This is a genomic window from Novosphingobium soli, assembly GCF_042432915.1.
Lineage (GTDB): Bacteria > Pseudomonadota > Alphaproteobacteria > Sphingomonadales > Sphingomonadaceae > Novosphingobium > Novosphingobium soli.
The window spans coordinates 18,217-32,401 of the sequence record NZ_JBHLWK010000008.1 but is presented as its reverse complement, the minus strand read 5'-3'; the positions used below and the strand labels follow the sequence as shown (position 1 = coordinate 32,401).

Genomic DNA, 14,185 nt, shown 5'->3' with positions numbered 1-14,185 from the left:
GCAGCGCACCCGACCTGCAAGAGTCAGGCACGCATCCGGTTATGGAGATGGTCGGAACCCCCCGCCGTCTCGCGAGGCATGACTTATCCCGTTAGATTTGGCGCAAGCAACCCCTGCATAAAGATCGCGCGACAAACCGGCTGCAAGCCGCGCCGAGTCGTTGAACGGCGGTTTCAGGTTGCCGCGGAAGTAACGCAAAACCAGGGATTTCCACAGTTCTTGAGGGTCTGCGCCCAATCGAGCAGCCCAGGCGTCGAAATGGTTTGCGCCGAAACGAACGTGGCGGATTTCGTCGTCAAGGATTCGTTCCAGGATCCGGGCACCGCGTTCGTCGCCGACCGCGCGAACGCGATCTATGGTGCCCGGCGTGACGTCCAGCCCGCGCGCTTCCAGCACCATCGGTACGACCGCCAGCCGCGCGCCGACATCGTGCCGCGTGTCGTGCGCGGCGCTCCACAGCCCCGCGTGCGCCGGCAGCGCTCCGTAGTGGCTGCCCAGCGTGCGCAAATGCCGGTCGAGCAGCGCGAAGTGCATCGCCTCGTCCGCGGCCACGGCCAGGAAGTCCGAGACGAACTGCGGTCCCATCTCGGCCCCGAAGCGGCCGGCCATGTCGAGCGCGAGGTCGATGGCGACGAACTCGATGTGCGCGAGCGCGTGCCACAGGGCGATGCGTCCCCGCTCCGAGCCGGCCTTGCCGCGCTTGGGCATGCGGCCGGGGGCCAGGAGCTCGGGTGCCTCGGGACGGCCCGGGGCGTCCGGCATGGCGACCTCGAAGGCGAAGGCGAGCCGACCCAACCGCCAGTCGCGAGCCACCCGGCGCGCGGCCATGACCTTGCTTCGGGCATCGCGCTCGCACAGCGCGGCGCGGATGGCGCCGGCGACGGTTTTGCCGCTCACAACGCCTTCGCGGCTTCCAGCACGTCGGCGGCGTGGTTCTTGACCTTCACCTTGTCCCACACGCGCGCGATGCGGCCGTCGGCACCGATCAGGTAGGTCGTGCGGACCATGCCCATGTAGGTGCGGCCGTAGTTCTGCTTCTCGGTCCAGATCCCGAGCGCGTCGGACAGGCCGTTCTCCGCCGCATCGGTGGCGAGAGGGGCCTTGAGGTCGTGCTTAGCGATGAAGCTCAGGTGCTTCTTCGCGGGGTCCTTGCTCACGCCCAGCAGCGCCACGCCGGCGGCGTCGAACTCGGGCTTGAGCGCGGAGAAGTCGATGTTCTCGGTGGTGCAGCCCGGCGTGCTGTCCTTGGGGTAGAAGAACACCACCAGCTTGCGCCCTGCGAAGTCGGACGGCTTCACGCTGCCGCCCTCGGGAGTCTCCAGGGCGATGTCGGGGAAGGCGTCGCCGACGCCGGCTCGGGTGGTCATTCGCGGATCTCCAATGCTTCGCCGAACGCCTCGACCCAGGCCTGCGCGACGTGCGCGCGGGCCTGGGCGAGGCCCTGTTCCAGCGCCTGCCGGTCGCCATAGCCGCATGCGCGCTCCAGCGCCATGCAGGCAGCGGGGCCCGGCACCTGGGCGTCGGGCGCGAGCAGCCGGCCGGCGACCAGCAGGCGGGTGAGCGCGTCGTGCGCCTCCACGAGCGAGGCCGGCACCAGTCCCAGCGCGGCGAGCGCGCGGACCGCCTCGCCGAGGTCGGGGTCGAGCCCGGGGCCGTGCTCGCGCAGCTGGACGAAGTGGACGATGAACTCCAGGTCGACGAGCCCGCCGCGCAGCAGCTTGACGTCGAGCGGGCCCTTGGCGGGCTTGTGGCGGGCTATCGTGGCACGCATCTCGAGCACGTCGGCCCGCAGCTTGCCCGGATCGCGCGGCGCGCGCAGCACTCCCGCGACAATCGCGTCGAGCTCGGCGCACCCGGCGGCCGAGCCGTGGAGCGCGCGGGCGCGGCACAGGGCCATGTGCTCCCAGGTCCAGGCCTGCTCGCGCTGGTAGCGCTCGAAGCTGTCGAGGCTGGCGGCCGGCGGGCCCTGATCGCCCGAGGGCCGCAGCCGCGTGTCCACCTCGAACAGCGCGCCCTGCGCGGTCGGCACCGAAAGCGCGGAGATGATTCGCTGCGAAAGGCGGTTGTAGTAGTGTGTCGCGCCCAGCGGTCGGCGGCCGTCGGACTCGGCGGTGAAATCCCCGCTGAACAGGAACACCAGGTCGAGGTCGGAGGCGTGGGTCAGCACCCCGCCACCCATCCGGCCGAGGCCCAGGATGAGCATCTCGCTGGCGGGGACGGTGCCATGGGCCCGGCGGAACTCCTCCTCGGTCGCCGCGGTCAGCACCGAGAGCGCCGCTTCGGCGATGCGGGCTAGGGCATGGCCGATCTCGATCGCGTCGTGGGCGCCCTCGATCAGCTGCACGCCGAGCTTGAAGCGCAGCTCGCCGACCTTGCGGCGCACCGCGTCGAGCTTGCGCTCGTAGTCGTCGCCGACCTCGTAGCGGGTGAGCTCGGCGACGATCCGGTCGACCGCACCCGGCAGCTCGAAGGCGCTGGCGTCGATCAGCGGGTCGAGCAGGTCGGCGCGCCGGGCCAGCGCGTCTGCGAGCGGCGGGGCCAGGCCGAGGATACGCGCGAGCAGTCCCAGCAGCGCCGGGCGGGCCTCCAGCAGGTTGAACAGGTTGATCGCGCTCGGCAGGTTGTCCAGCAGCTGCTCCCACCGGGCCAGCGCGCGCTCCGGCTCGGGCGCGGCGGCGAAGGCGGCGAGGAGGTCGGGGCTGATCGCAGCGAAAGCGTTGCGCGCCGCGTCCGAGCGCAGGGCGCGGACCTTGCCGCCCAGCCAGCCCTCGATCCGCGCGGCCAGCGCCGGCGGGTCCGCGAAGCCGAGGCGCTCCAGCTTTTCCACCAGCGACGACTGGTCGGGCAGGGCCACCGGCACGCTGCCGAGCGGGGTGTTGGCCATGATGAGCGCGTCGTAGCGCGCCCCGACGGCCTCGGTGATCGTCGCCAGCTCGTCCAGCAGCGCCTGCCCGTCCGGCAAGCCGTCGAGCCGGGCCACGGCGTCGATCCCCTCGGGCGTTCGCGGCAGACTGTGGGTCTGCTGGTCCTGGATCATCTGCAGCCGGTGCTCGACGGTGCGCAGGCGGTCGTAGCTTGCGCCCAGCAGCGCCGCGTCCTCGGCGGCGACCAGCCCGGCGGCGGCGAGCGCGTCGAGCGTCGCGCGGGTGCCGCGCAGGCGCAGCGCCGGGTTGCGGCCGCCGTGGATGAGCTGGTGCGTCTGGGCGTAGAACTCCACCTCGCGGATGCCGCCGCGCCCTTTCTTGAGGTCGAACCCGGGCCCGACGACCGGACCGCCGCGGGCGCTGGCGCGGATCTGCGCAGTGAGGCGGCCGATCTCGGCGATGGCGCCGAAGTCCAGGCTGCGACGCCAGACGAAGGGGCGGATGGCGGCCAGGAAGGCCTCTCCCGCGGCGATGTCCCCGGCGCAGGCGCGGGCGCGGATGAAGGCGGCGCGCTCCCACGCGAGCGCGGAGGATTCGTAGTGTGTGAGCGCGGCCCCCACCGAGATCGCCAGCGGGCTGACTTCGGAAGCAGGGCGCAGCCGCAGGTCGACGCGGAAGACGTAGCCTTCGTGGTCCACGCGCGAGAGCGTCTCGACCACCGCGCGCGCCACCCGCTGCGCCGCCTCTCCGGGCTCGTCGCGCTCGCGCCGGGGGAGCAGCGCGGGGTCGAACAGCAGGATCGGGTCGATGTCCGAGCTGTAGTTGAGCTCGCCCGCGCCGTGCTTGCCGAGCGCGAGGGCCAGGAAGCCGGTGGCGGCCGCCGCGGGGTCGAAGTCCGGCACGCGGCGGCGGATGCCCTCGACGATGGCGGCATCGAGCGCGCGGTCGGCGAAGGCGGAAAGGGTGCCGGTCACCTCCAGCAGGGGAAAGGCGCCGGCGAGATCGCCGATCGCGAGCGCGAGCGAAAGCGCCTGCTTCTCTCGCCGCAGCGCCGAGCCGGGGTTGGGAGCGCCGGCTCCTGCCGCGCGGGCGAGGGCAAGGGCGCCGGCGCCGTCCCCCGCCGCCAGCCGCTCGGCCAGCGCGGGAAGGCGGTCGAGCGCGCCGGCGAGGTACGGGGCGTGGGCCCGCGCACGGGCAAGGGCGCCTGTCCAGTCGGCGTGGCTCGGATCGGCGGTCATGCCGCTTCCTGCCTTCCGCCGCGGCGCCGGGCAAGGGCCCTGTTCGCGCGGCGCGCGGCGTCTTGTGCGGCGCCTTGTGCGTTGGAGGCCGGTCTGGCACCTGTGGCCGGTTCCAGCAGAGGGGATCCCCGATGACGCGCTTCCTGCCCATTGCCGCCGCGCTCCTGCTCGGCGCCTGCGCCACCGCTCCGAACACGGGCGGGACGCAAGGCGCCTCGCTGCCCAAGGGCACCGCCCTGCCGCCGCCGCCCGACGCGGGCGCCACGCCGGACGAACCGGTGGCGCTGATGCAGGAGATCACCCGAAGCCTCTCGGCCGACGACTTCGAGGGGCGCGCGCCCAGCACCCCGGCCGAGCCGCGGGTGCTCGCCTACATCGTCGAGCAGTTCCGCAAGGCCGGGCTGCAGCCGGGCAACGCCGGCCAGTGGCTGCAGCCGGTGCCGACGGTGGAGATCACCGGCAGTGGCTACCGCCCGCTCGCGGTCTCCGGACCCGCCGCGCAGCTTTCGTTCAAGTTCGGGGAGGACTACGTCGCCGCCAGCTACCGCGTGACGCCGCGCACCCGGGTGGCGGACAGCGAGCTGGTCTTCGTGGGATATGGCATCAACGCGCCCGAACTGGGCTGGAACGACTACGCCGGCGTCGACATGAAGGGGAAGACCGCCGTCATCCTGGTCAACGACCCGGACTATGCCATGGAAGGCGAGGAAGGGCCGTTCAAGGGCCGGCGGATGACCTACTACGGCCGCTGGACCTACAAGTTCGAGGAAGCCGCGCGGCAGGGCGCCACCGCCGCGCTGATCGTGCACGATACCTTCCCCGCCGCCTATGGCTGGAACGTCGTCAACTCCAGCTGGACCGGCGCGCAGTACTACGTCCAGAAGCCGGGTGACGGCATGGACCAGACGGTCGCCAACGGCTGGGTCCAGAAGCCCGTGGCCGAGGCGATCCTCGCCGCCGCCGGCAAGGACCTCGCCACGCTGACGCGCGCCGCGCAGCAGAAGGGCTTCCGCGCCGTACCGCTGGGGCTCAAGGCCAGCTTCGGCTTCGACAACGCGATCCGCCGCTCCACCTCGAACAACGTGGTGGGCATCCTGCCCGGGCGCACGCACCCCGACGAGTACGTGCTGTACTCGGCGCACTGGGACCACCTCGGCCGCTGCACGCCCGACGCGACCGGCGACGACATCTGCAACGGCGCGGTCGACAACGCCACCGGCGTGGCGGCGATGACGGCCATCGCCAAGATGAACGCCGACGCCGGCCCCGCGGCGCGCAGCCAGGTCTTCGTGGCGCTGACGCTGGAGGAGTCCGGCCTGCTCGGCTCGGAATACTACGGCGTGAACCCGCTCTACCCGCTCGACCACACCGTCGGCGGCGTGAACATGGACGCACTGCTGCCGGTCGGCCCCGCACGCTCCTACACGATGGTCGGCGGGGACAAGTCCGAGCTGGGCGACATCTACCGCCAGACGCTCGCCGCGCGCGGACTGACCGACGTGGCGGAGGATCACCCCGAGCGCGGCAGCTACTACCGTTCGGATCACTTCAGCCTCGCCAAGCGCGGGGTGCCGATGTTCAACGTGGAGCGCAGCAACGATCTCGCCACCGGCGGCACCGCGGCGGGCGAGAAGGCCTCGCAGGACTATACCGACAACCGCTACCACGCCCCGGCGGACGAATATGCCGAGGACTGGGACTGGTCGGGCATCGCCCAGGACGTGTCGCTCTACTATGCGCTGGGCCGCGAGCTGGCCGACAGCGCGGCCTGGCCCAACTGGCGCCCGGGCGACGAGTTTCGCGCCATCCGCGACGCGTCCTGCGCCGCGGCGCGGGGCGGCTGCAGCGGCGCGCGCTGAGGCGCGCCGCGCGCGGCCAGAAGCCGGGCCGCGGCAGGGGGCGGTAGCGAGCCCGCCCCGCGCGCCTTACAGGCCGTCCAGGCCCTTGCTGACCAGGATGTTGACGGCGACGCGGCGGTTCTGCGCCTTGCCCTCGACGGTGGTGTTGTCCGCCAGAGGATCGGCTTCCGACATGCCGGTCGGGGTGAGCATGCGGTAGGGCTTCCAGCCGCAGGCCTGCTGGAGATAGTTGACCACGCTGCCGGCCCGCTTCTCGCTGAGCACCTGGTTGTACTCGGGGCTACCGGTCGAATCGGTGTACCCGACGACGAGCAGCAGTGCGTTGTCCATGTCCTGTGCCGAGGCCGCCGTGGCGCACAGGTCGTTCTTGGCCTGGGGCGAGAGCGCCGCCTTGCCGGTGTCGAAGTTCACGTTGGTCGTGCTCTTGACGTTGTACTGGTCGATGTCGCCCATGCGGCCGCGCAGCGCCTCGGTCGCCGCGGTCTGCTCGGCGAAGCGCTGGTCGGTGCCGTTGTGGATCATCGAGGCGGTCCGCAGGTCCTTGCTCTGCAGCTGGATCCGGCTCGCCACCAGCCCGTCGCCCGACTGCATGGTCTTCACCGTGACGGGCAGGCCGTTGAGCAGCGAGGTGGCCGCGAGCTTGTCCTTGCCGAGGCCGAACAGGCCCTTCTTGGCGGTGATGCGGGTGTTGTCGTCGATGGTGATGACGGAACGGGTGCCGTCTTGGGCGGTGACCTGCATCCTGTCGCCGCTGCGAGCGGAGATGATGCCCTCCACCTCGGGGCCCTCGGTCATCGCCACTGGCTCCGGACGCGCGCCATAGACCGTCGCGGAAACGTCCGCCTCCGGCGGCTCCTGCGTCTGCGCGGACAGTCCGGCGGGCGCCGCGACGGCAAGCGTGGCAAGCAACAGGAGGCCCTGCGGGCTCTTGGACATGACACTCATTGCGCTACTCCTTCAAACTCGACCTGTCGGGCCTGCGGGCTGCAGCTTTTCGTCCGGCCGCCTTCCCGCCCGTCGGCGTGTCCGGCTGCCGGAACCCCCTCCCGCCGGCGGCGCGGACTGCGGTGGGGAACCGCTCCGGGACGCCAGGGATCTCCTGGGTGTTCAGGCCAACCTTGCGGGTTGATGAACGTTGCTGCGGAGTAGGTAGGTTGCTCCGGTGATTGGAGCGTGCCTTGCGCCGAACCGAGCATACGCCTGCTGCGCACAACGCCCTGCAGCATGGCGCCGCGGCCCATGGCGGTCGCATCCCAGCGGCTTTCGGCGTTGCAGTTCATCGCCTTGTGGTCGAAGGGTGTGCCGGCGCCGGGATGCCGGCGCGACATCGGCAGGACACGCGAAGCAGGACCATGGCGCACTACACCCTTCCACCCGAATGGCACCCGCAGGACTGGATCTGGATCGGCTTCCCGCACGATCCGGTCGAATGGCCCGGCTTCCTCGCCGCGGCGCAGGAGCAGATGGCGGCCTTCGCCAATGCCGTGGCGGAGAGCGGGCAGGACGTGCGCCTGCTGGTGCGGGACGAGGCGAACCGGGCGCGGGCGATGGAGCTCGTCTCGGCCAAGGTTCAGCTGGAGACTCGTCGCTACGGCGACGTGTGGCTGCGCGACACCGGGCCGCTGGTCGTCGCCGACGGCAGGGGCGGGCGCAAGGCGATGCGCTTCGGCTTCAACGGCTGGGGCGGCAAGTACCTGATGGAGGGCGACCAGGAAATCGGCGAGGAGCTGGCCCGCGAGGCGGGGCTGGAGGTGGAGACCTCCGACTGGGTCCTGGAAGGCGGCGCGCTGGATGGGGACGGCACCGGATTGGTGGCGACGACCGAGCAGTGCCTGCTCAATCCCAACCGCAACCCGCACCTGACGCGCGCCGACCTCGAGATGCGGTTGCAGCGCGACCTCGGCTACGACCGCGTGTTGTGGCTGGGCGAGGGGCTCATCAACGATCACACCGATGGGCACGTGGACAATCTGGCGCGGTTCGTGGCGCCTGGCGTGCTCGCGCTGCCCCGCGCGACGGGCTCGAACGATCCCAACGCGGCGATCTACGCCGATGCGCGGGCGCGGGCCGAGGCGATGGGCGTGGCCGTTGCCGAGGTGCCTTCGCCCGGACGGGTCGAGACGGAGGGTCGGATCGAGCCAGCGAGCTACATGAACTTCGCGGTCACCTCGCGCCTGGTGGTCGTGCCGATCTACGGCACCCCTCACGATGCGGACGGGGTCGCCGCAATCGCCGCGCTGTTCCCGGACCGTGAGACAGTGGGCGTGATAGCCGACGCCGTGCTGGCCGGGGGCGGCTCGTTCCACTGCTCCAGCCAGCAGATGCCCGCCCGCCTCTGAGCGCCTTCTGCTCTCCCGTAGGGCTCGCTTAATCGTTTGGAAACGCAGGCCGGTGCATGGACGGCCCCATGGGTCGCATCCTGGCTTTCACACGATCTTCGCGCCACGTCTCGCGCGCCGAGCGGCTGCGTCCCTTCATTGTGGGCGGCTGCGCACTCGCGCTCATCCTCGCCCGTGACGCGCTGCCGTTCTGATTCGGGCCGCGCTTTCCCGAGCGCCTGATTTTCCAATCGGATCAATATGAAGATGCGGATGCGGCCGCATCTTGTCTCGTCTGTTGCACTGCACACCGGGATGTTGCGCCGCAGCAAAATTTTGTCGCAGAACGCAGATGCAATCGAAATCACAGGTGCCCAGCTTAGGCGCTGCAACCTGATCGACGGAGATTGACCATGCGTAACATGACGCAGGCGGAACGCACCCGCCTTCGCGACGCCCTGGTGGGCAACGGCCTGCTGCTCCTGTTCGGCTGCGGAGTGCTGGCGTTCCTGGTGGCGGTGGACCGCCTGGACTGGTTCGCGATCCGCCCGGCGACCGGAACCTCGATCGCCATGGCCCGTTCCACCGAGGCTGCCGCCCGGCACGCTGCGGACCAGGCGCGCCGACCGGAGATCGCTCTGCCCCGATGATCGTTAGCAAGATACCCAATCCCAAGCGCCTCGCGCGGGAGATCTGGAAGCCGCTGACCCTGCTCTTCGTGTGGGACGTCATCGTCACCCTCACGTACTATGTGCTGCCTTTCGACGCGCCGGAACTGCCGGTGACGCTGTTCGGCTCGGCGCTGGCGCTGTTCCTCGGCTTCCGCAGCAACTCGGCCTATCAGCGCTGGTGGGAAGGGCGCGGGCTGTGGGGGCTGATGATCAACGCCAGCCGCAACATCGCCCGTTCCGCGCGCAACTTCATGCCCGATCCGGAGGCGTCGGACCTCAAGCGGCGGATCGTCTATCGCCAGATCGCCTACGTCAACGCGCTGCGCTGCCAATTGCGCCGGCTGCCCCCCGACGAGGAGGTGATCCGCCTGCTCCCGCGCCACGAGGCGGACCTGGCGCTGGGCCGGGTGAACGTCGCCAACGGCATCCTCGACGGCACGGGCCGGCGGATCGACGAAGCGCGGCGCAAGGGCTGGATAGACACCATCCAGCAGACGCAGATGGAGGCGGTGCTGGTCGACATCGCCAATGCGCAAGGCGGGATGGAGCGCCTCAAGAACACGCCGCTGCCGTTCCAGTACCGATTCCTGCCGGTGCTGTTCACCCACCTGTTCTGCGTGCTGCTGCCGATCGGCCTGGTCGAGACGCTGCAGTTCGCGACGCCGCTCGGCTCGACCATCGCCGGGCTCATGTTCCTGGCGGTGCTGACCATCGGCGACGAACTGGTCGATCCCTTTGCCAACGACGTGCACGACCTGCCGCTCAACGCCATGTGCCGCACGATCGAGATCGACCTGCTCCAGGCGATCGGCGAGGAGGCGCCCGAGCCGCTCCAGCCCGACCGCCACGGCGTGCTCTGGTAGGCGGGAGCGCCCGGCGCGGCGCGGCGGTGGACGATACGCCCGTCGCGGCTGCAATGAGGTTTCAAATCGCGGCGATCCTGTTCTAGGAACGAGGGCATGAACCGATCCCGATTGCTGAGCGCCGGCCTGCTGGCGGCGCTGCCCGCCGCCTCCTTCCTCCCCGCCACCTGCCTTGCCGCCCGGGCCGCCCAGGCCGCACCGGCCGCCCACCGGAGCGCCGCCATGCCCCAGACCGCCGGTACCCTCACCTTCGACCGCGTGTTCGCCAGCCCCTCGCTCGACGGGCAGCAGCCGCGGGGCGCGAAGGTCTCTCCCGACGGCCGTTACCTCACGGTGCTGCGCAACCGCGCCGACGACCGCGAGCGCTACGACCTGTGGGCGTTCGACCGGCGCAGCGGCGAGTGGCGCATGCTCGTCGATTCGCTCCGTCTCGGCTCGGGCCGGGCTTTGAGCGAGGCGGAGAAGATGCAGCGCGAGCGCCAGCGCGTCGGCAGCCTCAAGGGCATCATCTCCTACGAATGGACCGAGGACGGCCGCGCCATCCTCGTGCCGCTCGACGGCGATCTCTACCTCGCCGGCCTCGACGGCACGGTGCGGCGCCTCACCGATTCGCCCCAGGACGAGCTGAACGCCGCGCTCAGCCCCAAGGGCGCCTTCGTCTCCTTCGTGCGCGAGGGGCGGCTCTTCGTCGGCCCGCTCACGGGAACCGAGCACCGGCCGATCACCCCGCAGGAAAGCGCGGACACCGTCCACTGGGGCGAGGCCGAGTTCGTCGCGCAGGAGGAAATGGCGCGGATGAAGGGCTACTGGTGGTCGCCCGACGACGCGCACATCGCCGTCGAGCGCTACGACGAGGCACCGGTCGGCGTGGTCACCCGGGCCGCGATCGGCGCGGACGGCACCCGCACCTACGAGCAGCGCTATCCCGCGGCGGGCACGCCCAACGTGCGCGTCTCTCTCCACGTGATGAAACCCGATGGCAGCGCCGCGGTCGCCGTGGACCTCGGCTCCGACCCCGACATCTACCTCGCGCGGGTGGACTGGTCGCGCGACGGGCGCACGCTCTACGTCCAGCGCCAGAACCGGGCCCAGACCCGGCTCGACATGTTGGCGGTGGACCCCGCGACCGGCAGGAGCCGGGTGCTGTTCACCGAGGAGGCCCGCGCCGGAAGCTGGGTCAACCTCACCGACAACTACCGCCTGCTCAAGGACGGCAGCCTCGTCTGGTGGTCCGAGCGGGACGGCTTCGGCCACCTCTACCACTTCCGCGACGGGCGCTGGCGGCAGCTCACCTCGGGTTCGTGGGTGGTCGACAAGCTCGTCGCGGTGGACGAGGCCAGGGGCCGCGTCCTCTTCACCGGCAACCGCGACGACGTGCTGGCGCCCCAGCTCTACGCCGTCGACCTCGCGCGGCCCGCCGCGCCTGAACAGCTGACCGAGGCCGGCTGGTCGAACGCGGCGGTCGCCAGCCGCGACGGCTCGACCGTGATCGTCACCCGCTCCTCCACCACCCAGCCCTCGCAGACCTACGTCGCCGACGGGAACGGCAAGCGGCTCGCCTGGGTGGAGGAGAACAAGCTGGACGCTACGCACCCCTACGCCCCCTACGTGGCCAGCCATCGTCCCACCCGCTTCGGCATGATTAAGGCGGCCGACGGGTCGGACCTGCACTGGATGATGATCACCCCGCCGCTGGAGCCGGGCAAGCGCTATCCGGTGTTCTTCGAGCACTATGGCGGCCCGCACGTGCAGACGGTCACGCGCGGCTGGAAGGGCGCTCTGGCGCAGGCCATCGTCGATAAGGGCTACATCTACTTCGCGATCGACAACCGCGGCAGCGCCAACCGCGGCGTGGCCTTCGAATCGCAGATCCGCCAGGCGATGGGTACGGTCGAAGTGGCCGACCAGCGTGCCGGGGCGCAGTACCTGAAGACGCTGGACTTCGTCGATCCCGCCAAGATCGCAACCTACGGCTGGTCCTATGGCGGCTACATGACGCTCAAGATGCTGGAGGCGGACCAGGGCCTCTACGCCGCGGGCGTTGCCGGCGCGCCGGTGACGCGCTGGGAGCTCTACGACACGCACTACACCGAACGCTACATGGGCGACCCGCGCCAGGTGGTGGAGGCCTACCGCAAGTCCGGCACGCTGGAGGACGCGGGCAAGATCGCCGACCCGCTGTTGCTGATCCACGGCATGGCGGACGACAACGTGGTGTTCGAGAACAGCAGTACCCTGGTGGCCCGCCTGCAGGCCGAGGCGGCGCCGTTCGAGATGATGCTCTACCCGGGCCAGACCCATGCGGTGCGCGGGCCGAAGATCAGCGTCCACGTGTGGAACACGATCTTCGGCTTCCTCGAACGCCGCGGCGTCACCCCGCCGAAGTAGCCTGCACGGCGCGCACGGTCAGCGGCCTTGTCCCAAGCCTCGCAGCGTGGCGGCTGCGAGGCGCCCCACCGCGGCGAGCACGCCGGTCGAGGCCGGATCCATCGGTTCGACCAGGCGCGCCGGCTCGAAATAGGCCGCGACGATGATCGGGGGCGTGCCCGGCGCACCGCCGAAGGCCAGGTCGACATAGGTGTGGCGGGTCTCGGTGATGCCGGTGCCGGTCTTGTCGCCCGAGATCCAGTCGGCCGGGAAGCCGGCGCGGATGCGGTCTCGCCCGGTCGCCACCGCGGTCATCCACTCGCGCAGGGTCGCGCGGCTGCCGGGTGCGAGGACGGGGCCCGTGACCAGGTTCGCCAGAGTCCGGGCCATCGCGGCCGGTGTGGTCGTGTCCAGCTGCGTGCCGGGCGGAGTGCTGTTGAGCTCGGGCTCGTAGCGGTCGAGACGGCTCACGGGGTCGCCGGTCTCCCGCCAGAACCGCGTCAGCGCCGCCGGACCGCCGAAGCGGCGCAGCAGGACATTGGCGGCGGTGTTGTCGCTGGTCACCAGCGTGCCCCGGGCAAGCGCGCGCACCGGCAGCCCGTCCGCGAGGTGCGGCGCGGTCACCGGGCTGACCGAGAGCACGTCCGCCTGCGACCATTGCAGCACTTCGTCGAGATCGACCTCGCCCCGATCCGCGCGGGCGAGCAGCATGGCCGCCAGCGAGAGCTTGAACGAACTGCAGTGGGCGAAGCGCTCGTCCTCTCGCCAGCCGAAGCTGGCGCCGCTGGTCGGATCGAGGACGAAAGCGCCCAGCCGGCCGCCGGCAGCCCGCTCGATCCGCTCCAGTCCCCGTGCTCCCGCCGAGCCGTCTTCAGTTTTGCTCATGACGGGATGCACCTGCCCGCAGCCTGCCGCGAATGCGGCGATCGCCCCTGCCATGATGCTGCGCCTGTCGAACATGAAGTTTTCTCCCCTTGGTTGGACCTTTCAGGGGCAATCTCCACCAGCATTGCCAGCAGAGGCAAACGGTGGTTTCTACGCTCCGTCCCCAGGAAATCTAGGAACGGGCGTGGATATCAGGACCCTGTCGCTCAACACCTTGCGTGCCTTCGAGGCCTCGGCGCGGCATCTCAACTTCACCCGGGCGGCGGACGAGCTGTGCGTCACGCAGGCGGCGGTCAGCCAGCAGGTGAAGATGTTGGAGAGCCATGTCGGCAAGGCCCTGTTCCGGCGCACGACCCGGGGGCTGGTGCTCAGCGACGAGGGCAACGTGCTGGCCCCCGTCGTGTCCGATGCCCTCGGCCGGGTTAACGCGGCGCTGTCCGTCGTGGCGGGCGAGGGGGTTCGCGAGGTCCTGACCGTCGGCGCGGTCGGCACGTTCGCGCTCGGCATCCTCATGGAACGGCTGCCCGAGTTCGAGGCGGCGCATCCCGGCGTGGCGGTGCGGCTGTTGACCAACAACAACGCGGTCGACCTGTGGACCGAGAGCCTCGACCTCGCGATCCGCTTCGGCGACGGGTCCTGGCACGGGGTTGCCGCCGAGCTGCTGATGCCCGCGCCTCTCGCCCCGATGTGCAGTGCTGGCGTCGCCGAGCAGATCGCGCGCCCCGGCGACCTGGCGCGCTTTTCGCTGTTGCGCTCGTACCGGCTGCACGACTGGACGGCCTGGCTGGGCGCCGCGCAGGTGCGCGGCGTCGTCGCCAGCGGGCCCGTCTTCGACGCATCGCACCTCATCGCCGCCGCCGCCGCGCGGGGGCTCGGCGTGGGATTGCTGCCGCTCCCCATGTTCAGGCGCGAGCGCGAGAGCGGATCGTTGGTCGCGCCCTTCGACCTGGCGGTCGATCGCGGCAGCTACTGGCTCACGCGCCTGTCCTCGCGGCCGGTGACCGGCGCGATGCGGACGTTCTCGGAATGGCTGATGGGTGTCACGCAGGACGCAAGCCGATAGGGCACGAGTGCATCCGGCCGGTGATATCTGCCCGAACCCGCCACGAAACATTCACAT

The 14,185-nt window shown here is 70.7% G+C and carries 13 protein-coding genes; 8 read left to right on the top strand and 5 right to left on the bottom strand.

Annotated elements, in window-relative coordinates:
* Window positions 1–39 precede the first annotated feature (39 nt).
* From ACFFJC_RS04725 to ACFFJC_RS04715, 3 genes are read right to left on the bottom strand one after another with little or no spacing between them, the layout of a single operon-like run.
* Complete coding sequence (locus tag ACFFJC_RS04725) at window positions 40–897, bottom strand: ferritin-like domain-containing protein (protein ID WP_379486468.1); 858 nt, start codon at window positions 895–897, stop codon at window positions 40–42.
* On the bottom strand, window positions 894–1,367 hold the full coding sequence (locus ACFFJC_RS04720) for a peroxiredoxin (protein ID WP_379486341.1): 474 nt from the start codon (window positions 1,365–1,367) through the stop codon (window positions 894–896). Before ACFFJC_RS04720 ends, ACFFJC_RS04725 begins: the two co-directional genes overlap by 4 nt.
* Window positions 1,364–4,102, bottom strand: coding sequence for a bifunctional [glutamine synthetase] adenylyltransferase/[glutamine synthetase]-adenylyl-L-tyrosine phosphorylase (locus ACFFJC_RS04715; protein ID WP_379486340.1), 2,739 nt, complete (start codon window positions 4,100–4,102; stop codon window positions 1,364–1,366). Before ACFFJC_RS04715 ends, ACFFJC_RS04720 begins: the two co-directional genes overlap by 4 nt.
* Before the next feature lie 131 nt (window positions 4,103–4,233).
* Here ACFFJC_RS04715 and ACFFJC_RS04710 point away from each other — a divergent pair, with 131 nt between their 5' ends.
* Complete coding sequence (locus ACFFJC_RS04710; protein WP_379486339.1) at window positions 4,234–5,961, top strand: M28 family metallopeptidase; 1,728 nt, start codon at window positions 4,234–4,236, stop codon at window positions 5,959–5,961.
* Window positions 5,962–6,027: 66 nt separating this feature from the next.
* Here ACFFJC_RS04710 and ACFFJC_RS04705 read toward each other — a convergent pair whose 3' ends face one another.
* Window positions 6,028–6,906, bottom strand: coding sequence for an OmpA family protein (locus ACFFJC_RS04705; protein WP_379486338.1), 879 nt, complete (start codon window positions 6,904–6,906; stop codon window positions 6,028–6,030).
* Window positions 6,907–7,313: 407 nt separating this feature from the next.
* On the opposite strand from ACFFJC_RS04705, the gene ACFFJC_RS04700 reads away from it, so the two are divergent.
* From ACFFJC_RS04700 to ACFFJC_RS04675, 6 genes are all read left to right on the top strand, one after another.
* Window positions 7,314–8,300, top strand: coding sequence for an agmatine deiminase family protein (locus ACFFJC_RS04700; RefSeq protein WP_379486337.1), 987 nt, complete (start codon window positions 7,314–7,316; stop codon window positions 8,298–8,300).
* 56 nt (window positions 8,301–8,356) lie between these two features.
* Window positions 8,357–8,494 (top strand): hypothetical protein, encoded by a 138-nt coding sequence (locus tag ACFFJC_RS04695; protein WP_379486336.1) that lies wholly within the window; start codon window positions 8,357–8,359, stop codon window positions 8,492–8,494.
* Window positions 8,495–8,540: 46 nt separating this feature from the next.
* Window positions 8,541–8,690: a hypothetical protein gene (locus ACFFJC_RS04690; RefSeq protein ID WP_379486335.1), complete on the top strand. Its 150-nt coding sequence runs from the start codon at window positions 8,541–8,543 to the stop codon at window positions 8,688–8,690.
* A 2-nt stretch (window positions 8,691–8,692) separates the two neighbouring features.
* On the top strand, window positions 8,693–8,929 hold the full coding sequence (locus tag ACFFJC_RS04685) for a hypothetical protein (protein WP_379486334.1): 237 nt from the start codon (window positions 8,693–8,695) through the stop codon (window positions 8,927–8,929).
* Window positions 8,926–9,813 (top strand): bestrophin family protein, encoded by an 888-nt coding sequence (locus ACFFJC_RS04680; protein WP_379486333.1) that lies wholly within the window; start codon window positions 8,926–8,928, stop codon window positions 9,811–9,813. Before ACFFJC_RS04685 ends, ACFFJC_RS04680 begins: the two co-directional genes overlap by 4 nt.
* A gap of 96 nt (window positions 9,814–9,909) precedes the next feature.
* Window positions 9,910–12,201 carry a S9 family peptidase gene (locus tag ACFFJC_RS04675; RefSeq protein WP_379486332.1) on the top strand — a complete coding sequence of 764 codons (2,292 nt, stop codon included), beginning with the start codon at window positions 9,910–9,912 and terminating at the stop codon, window positions 12,199–12,201.
* Between the two features lie 18 nt (window positions 12,202–12,219).
* On the opposite strand, the gene bla is transcribed toward ACFFJC_RS04675, so the two are convergent.
* A complete protein-coding gene (bla, locus tag ACFFJC_RS04670; protein WP_379486331.1) occupies window positions 12,220–13,065 on the bottom strand; it encodes a class A beta-lactamase in 846 nt (281 codons plus the stop codon).
* Window positions 13,066–13,249: 184 nt separating this feature from the next.
* Between bla and ACFFJC_RS04665 the strand changes: the two genes are divergently transcribed.
* Complete coding sequence (locus ACFFJC_RS04665) at window positions 13,250–14,128, top strand: LysR family transcriptional regulator (RefSeq protein WP_379486330.1); 879 nt, start codon at window positions 13,250–13,252, stop codon at window positions 14,126–14,128.
* The last annotated feature ends 57 nt before the right edge of the window (window positions 14,129–14,185 follow it).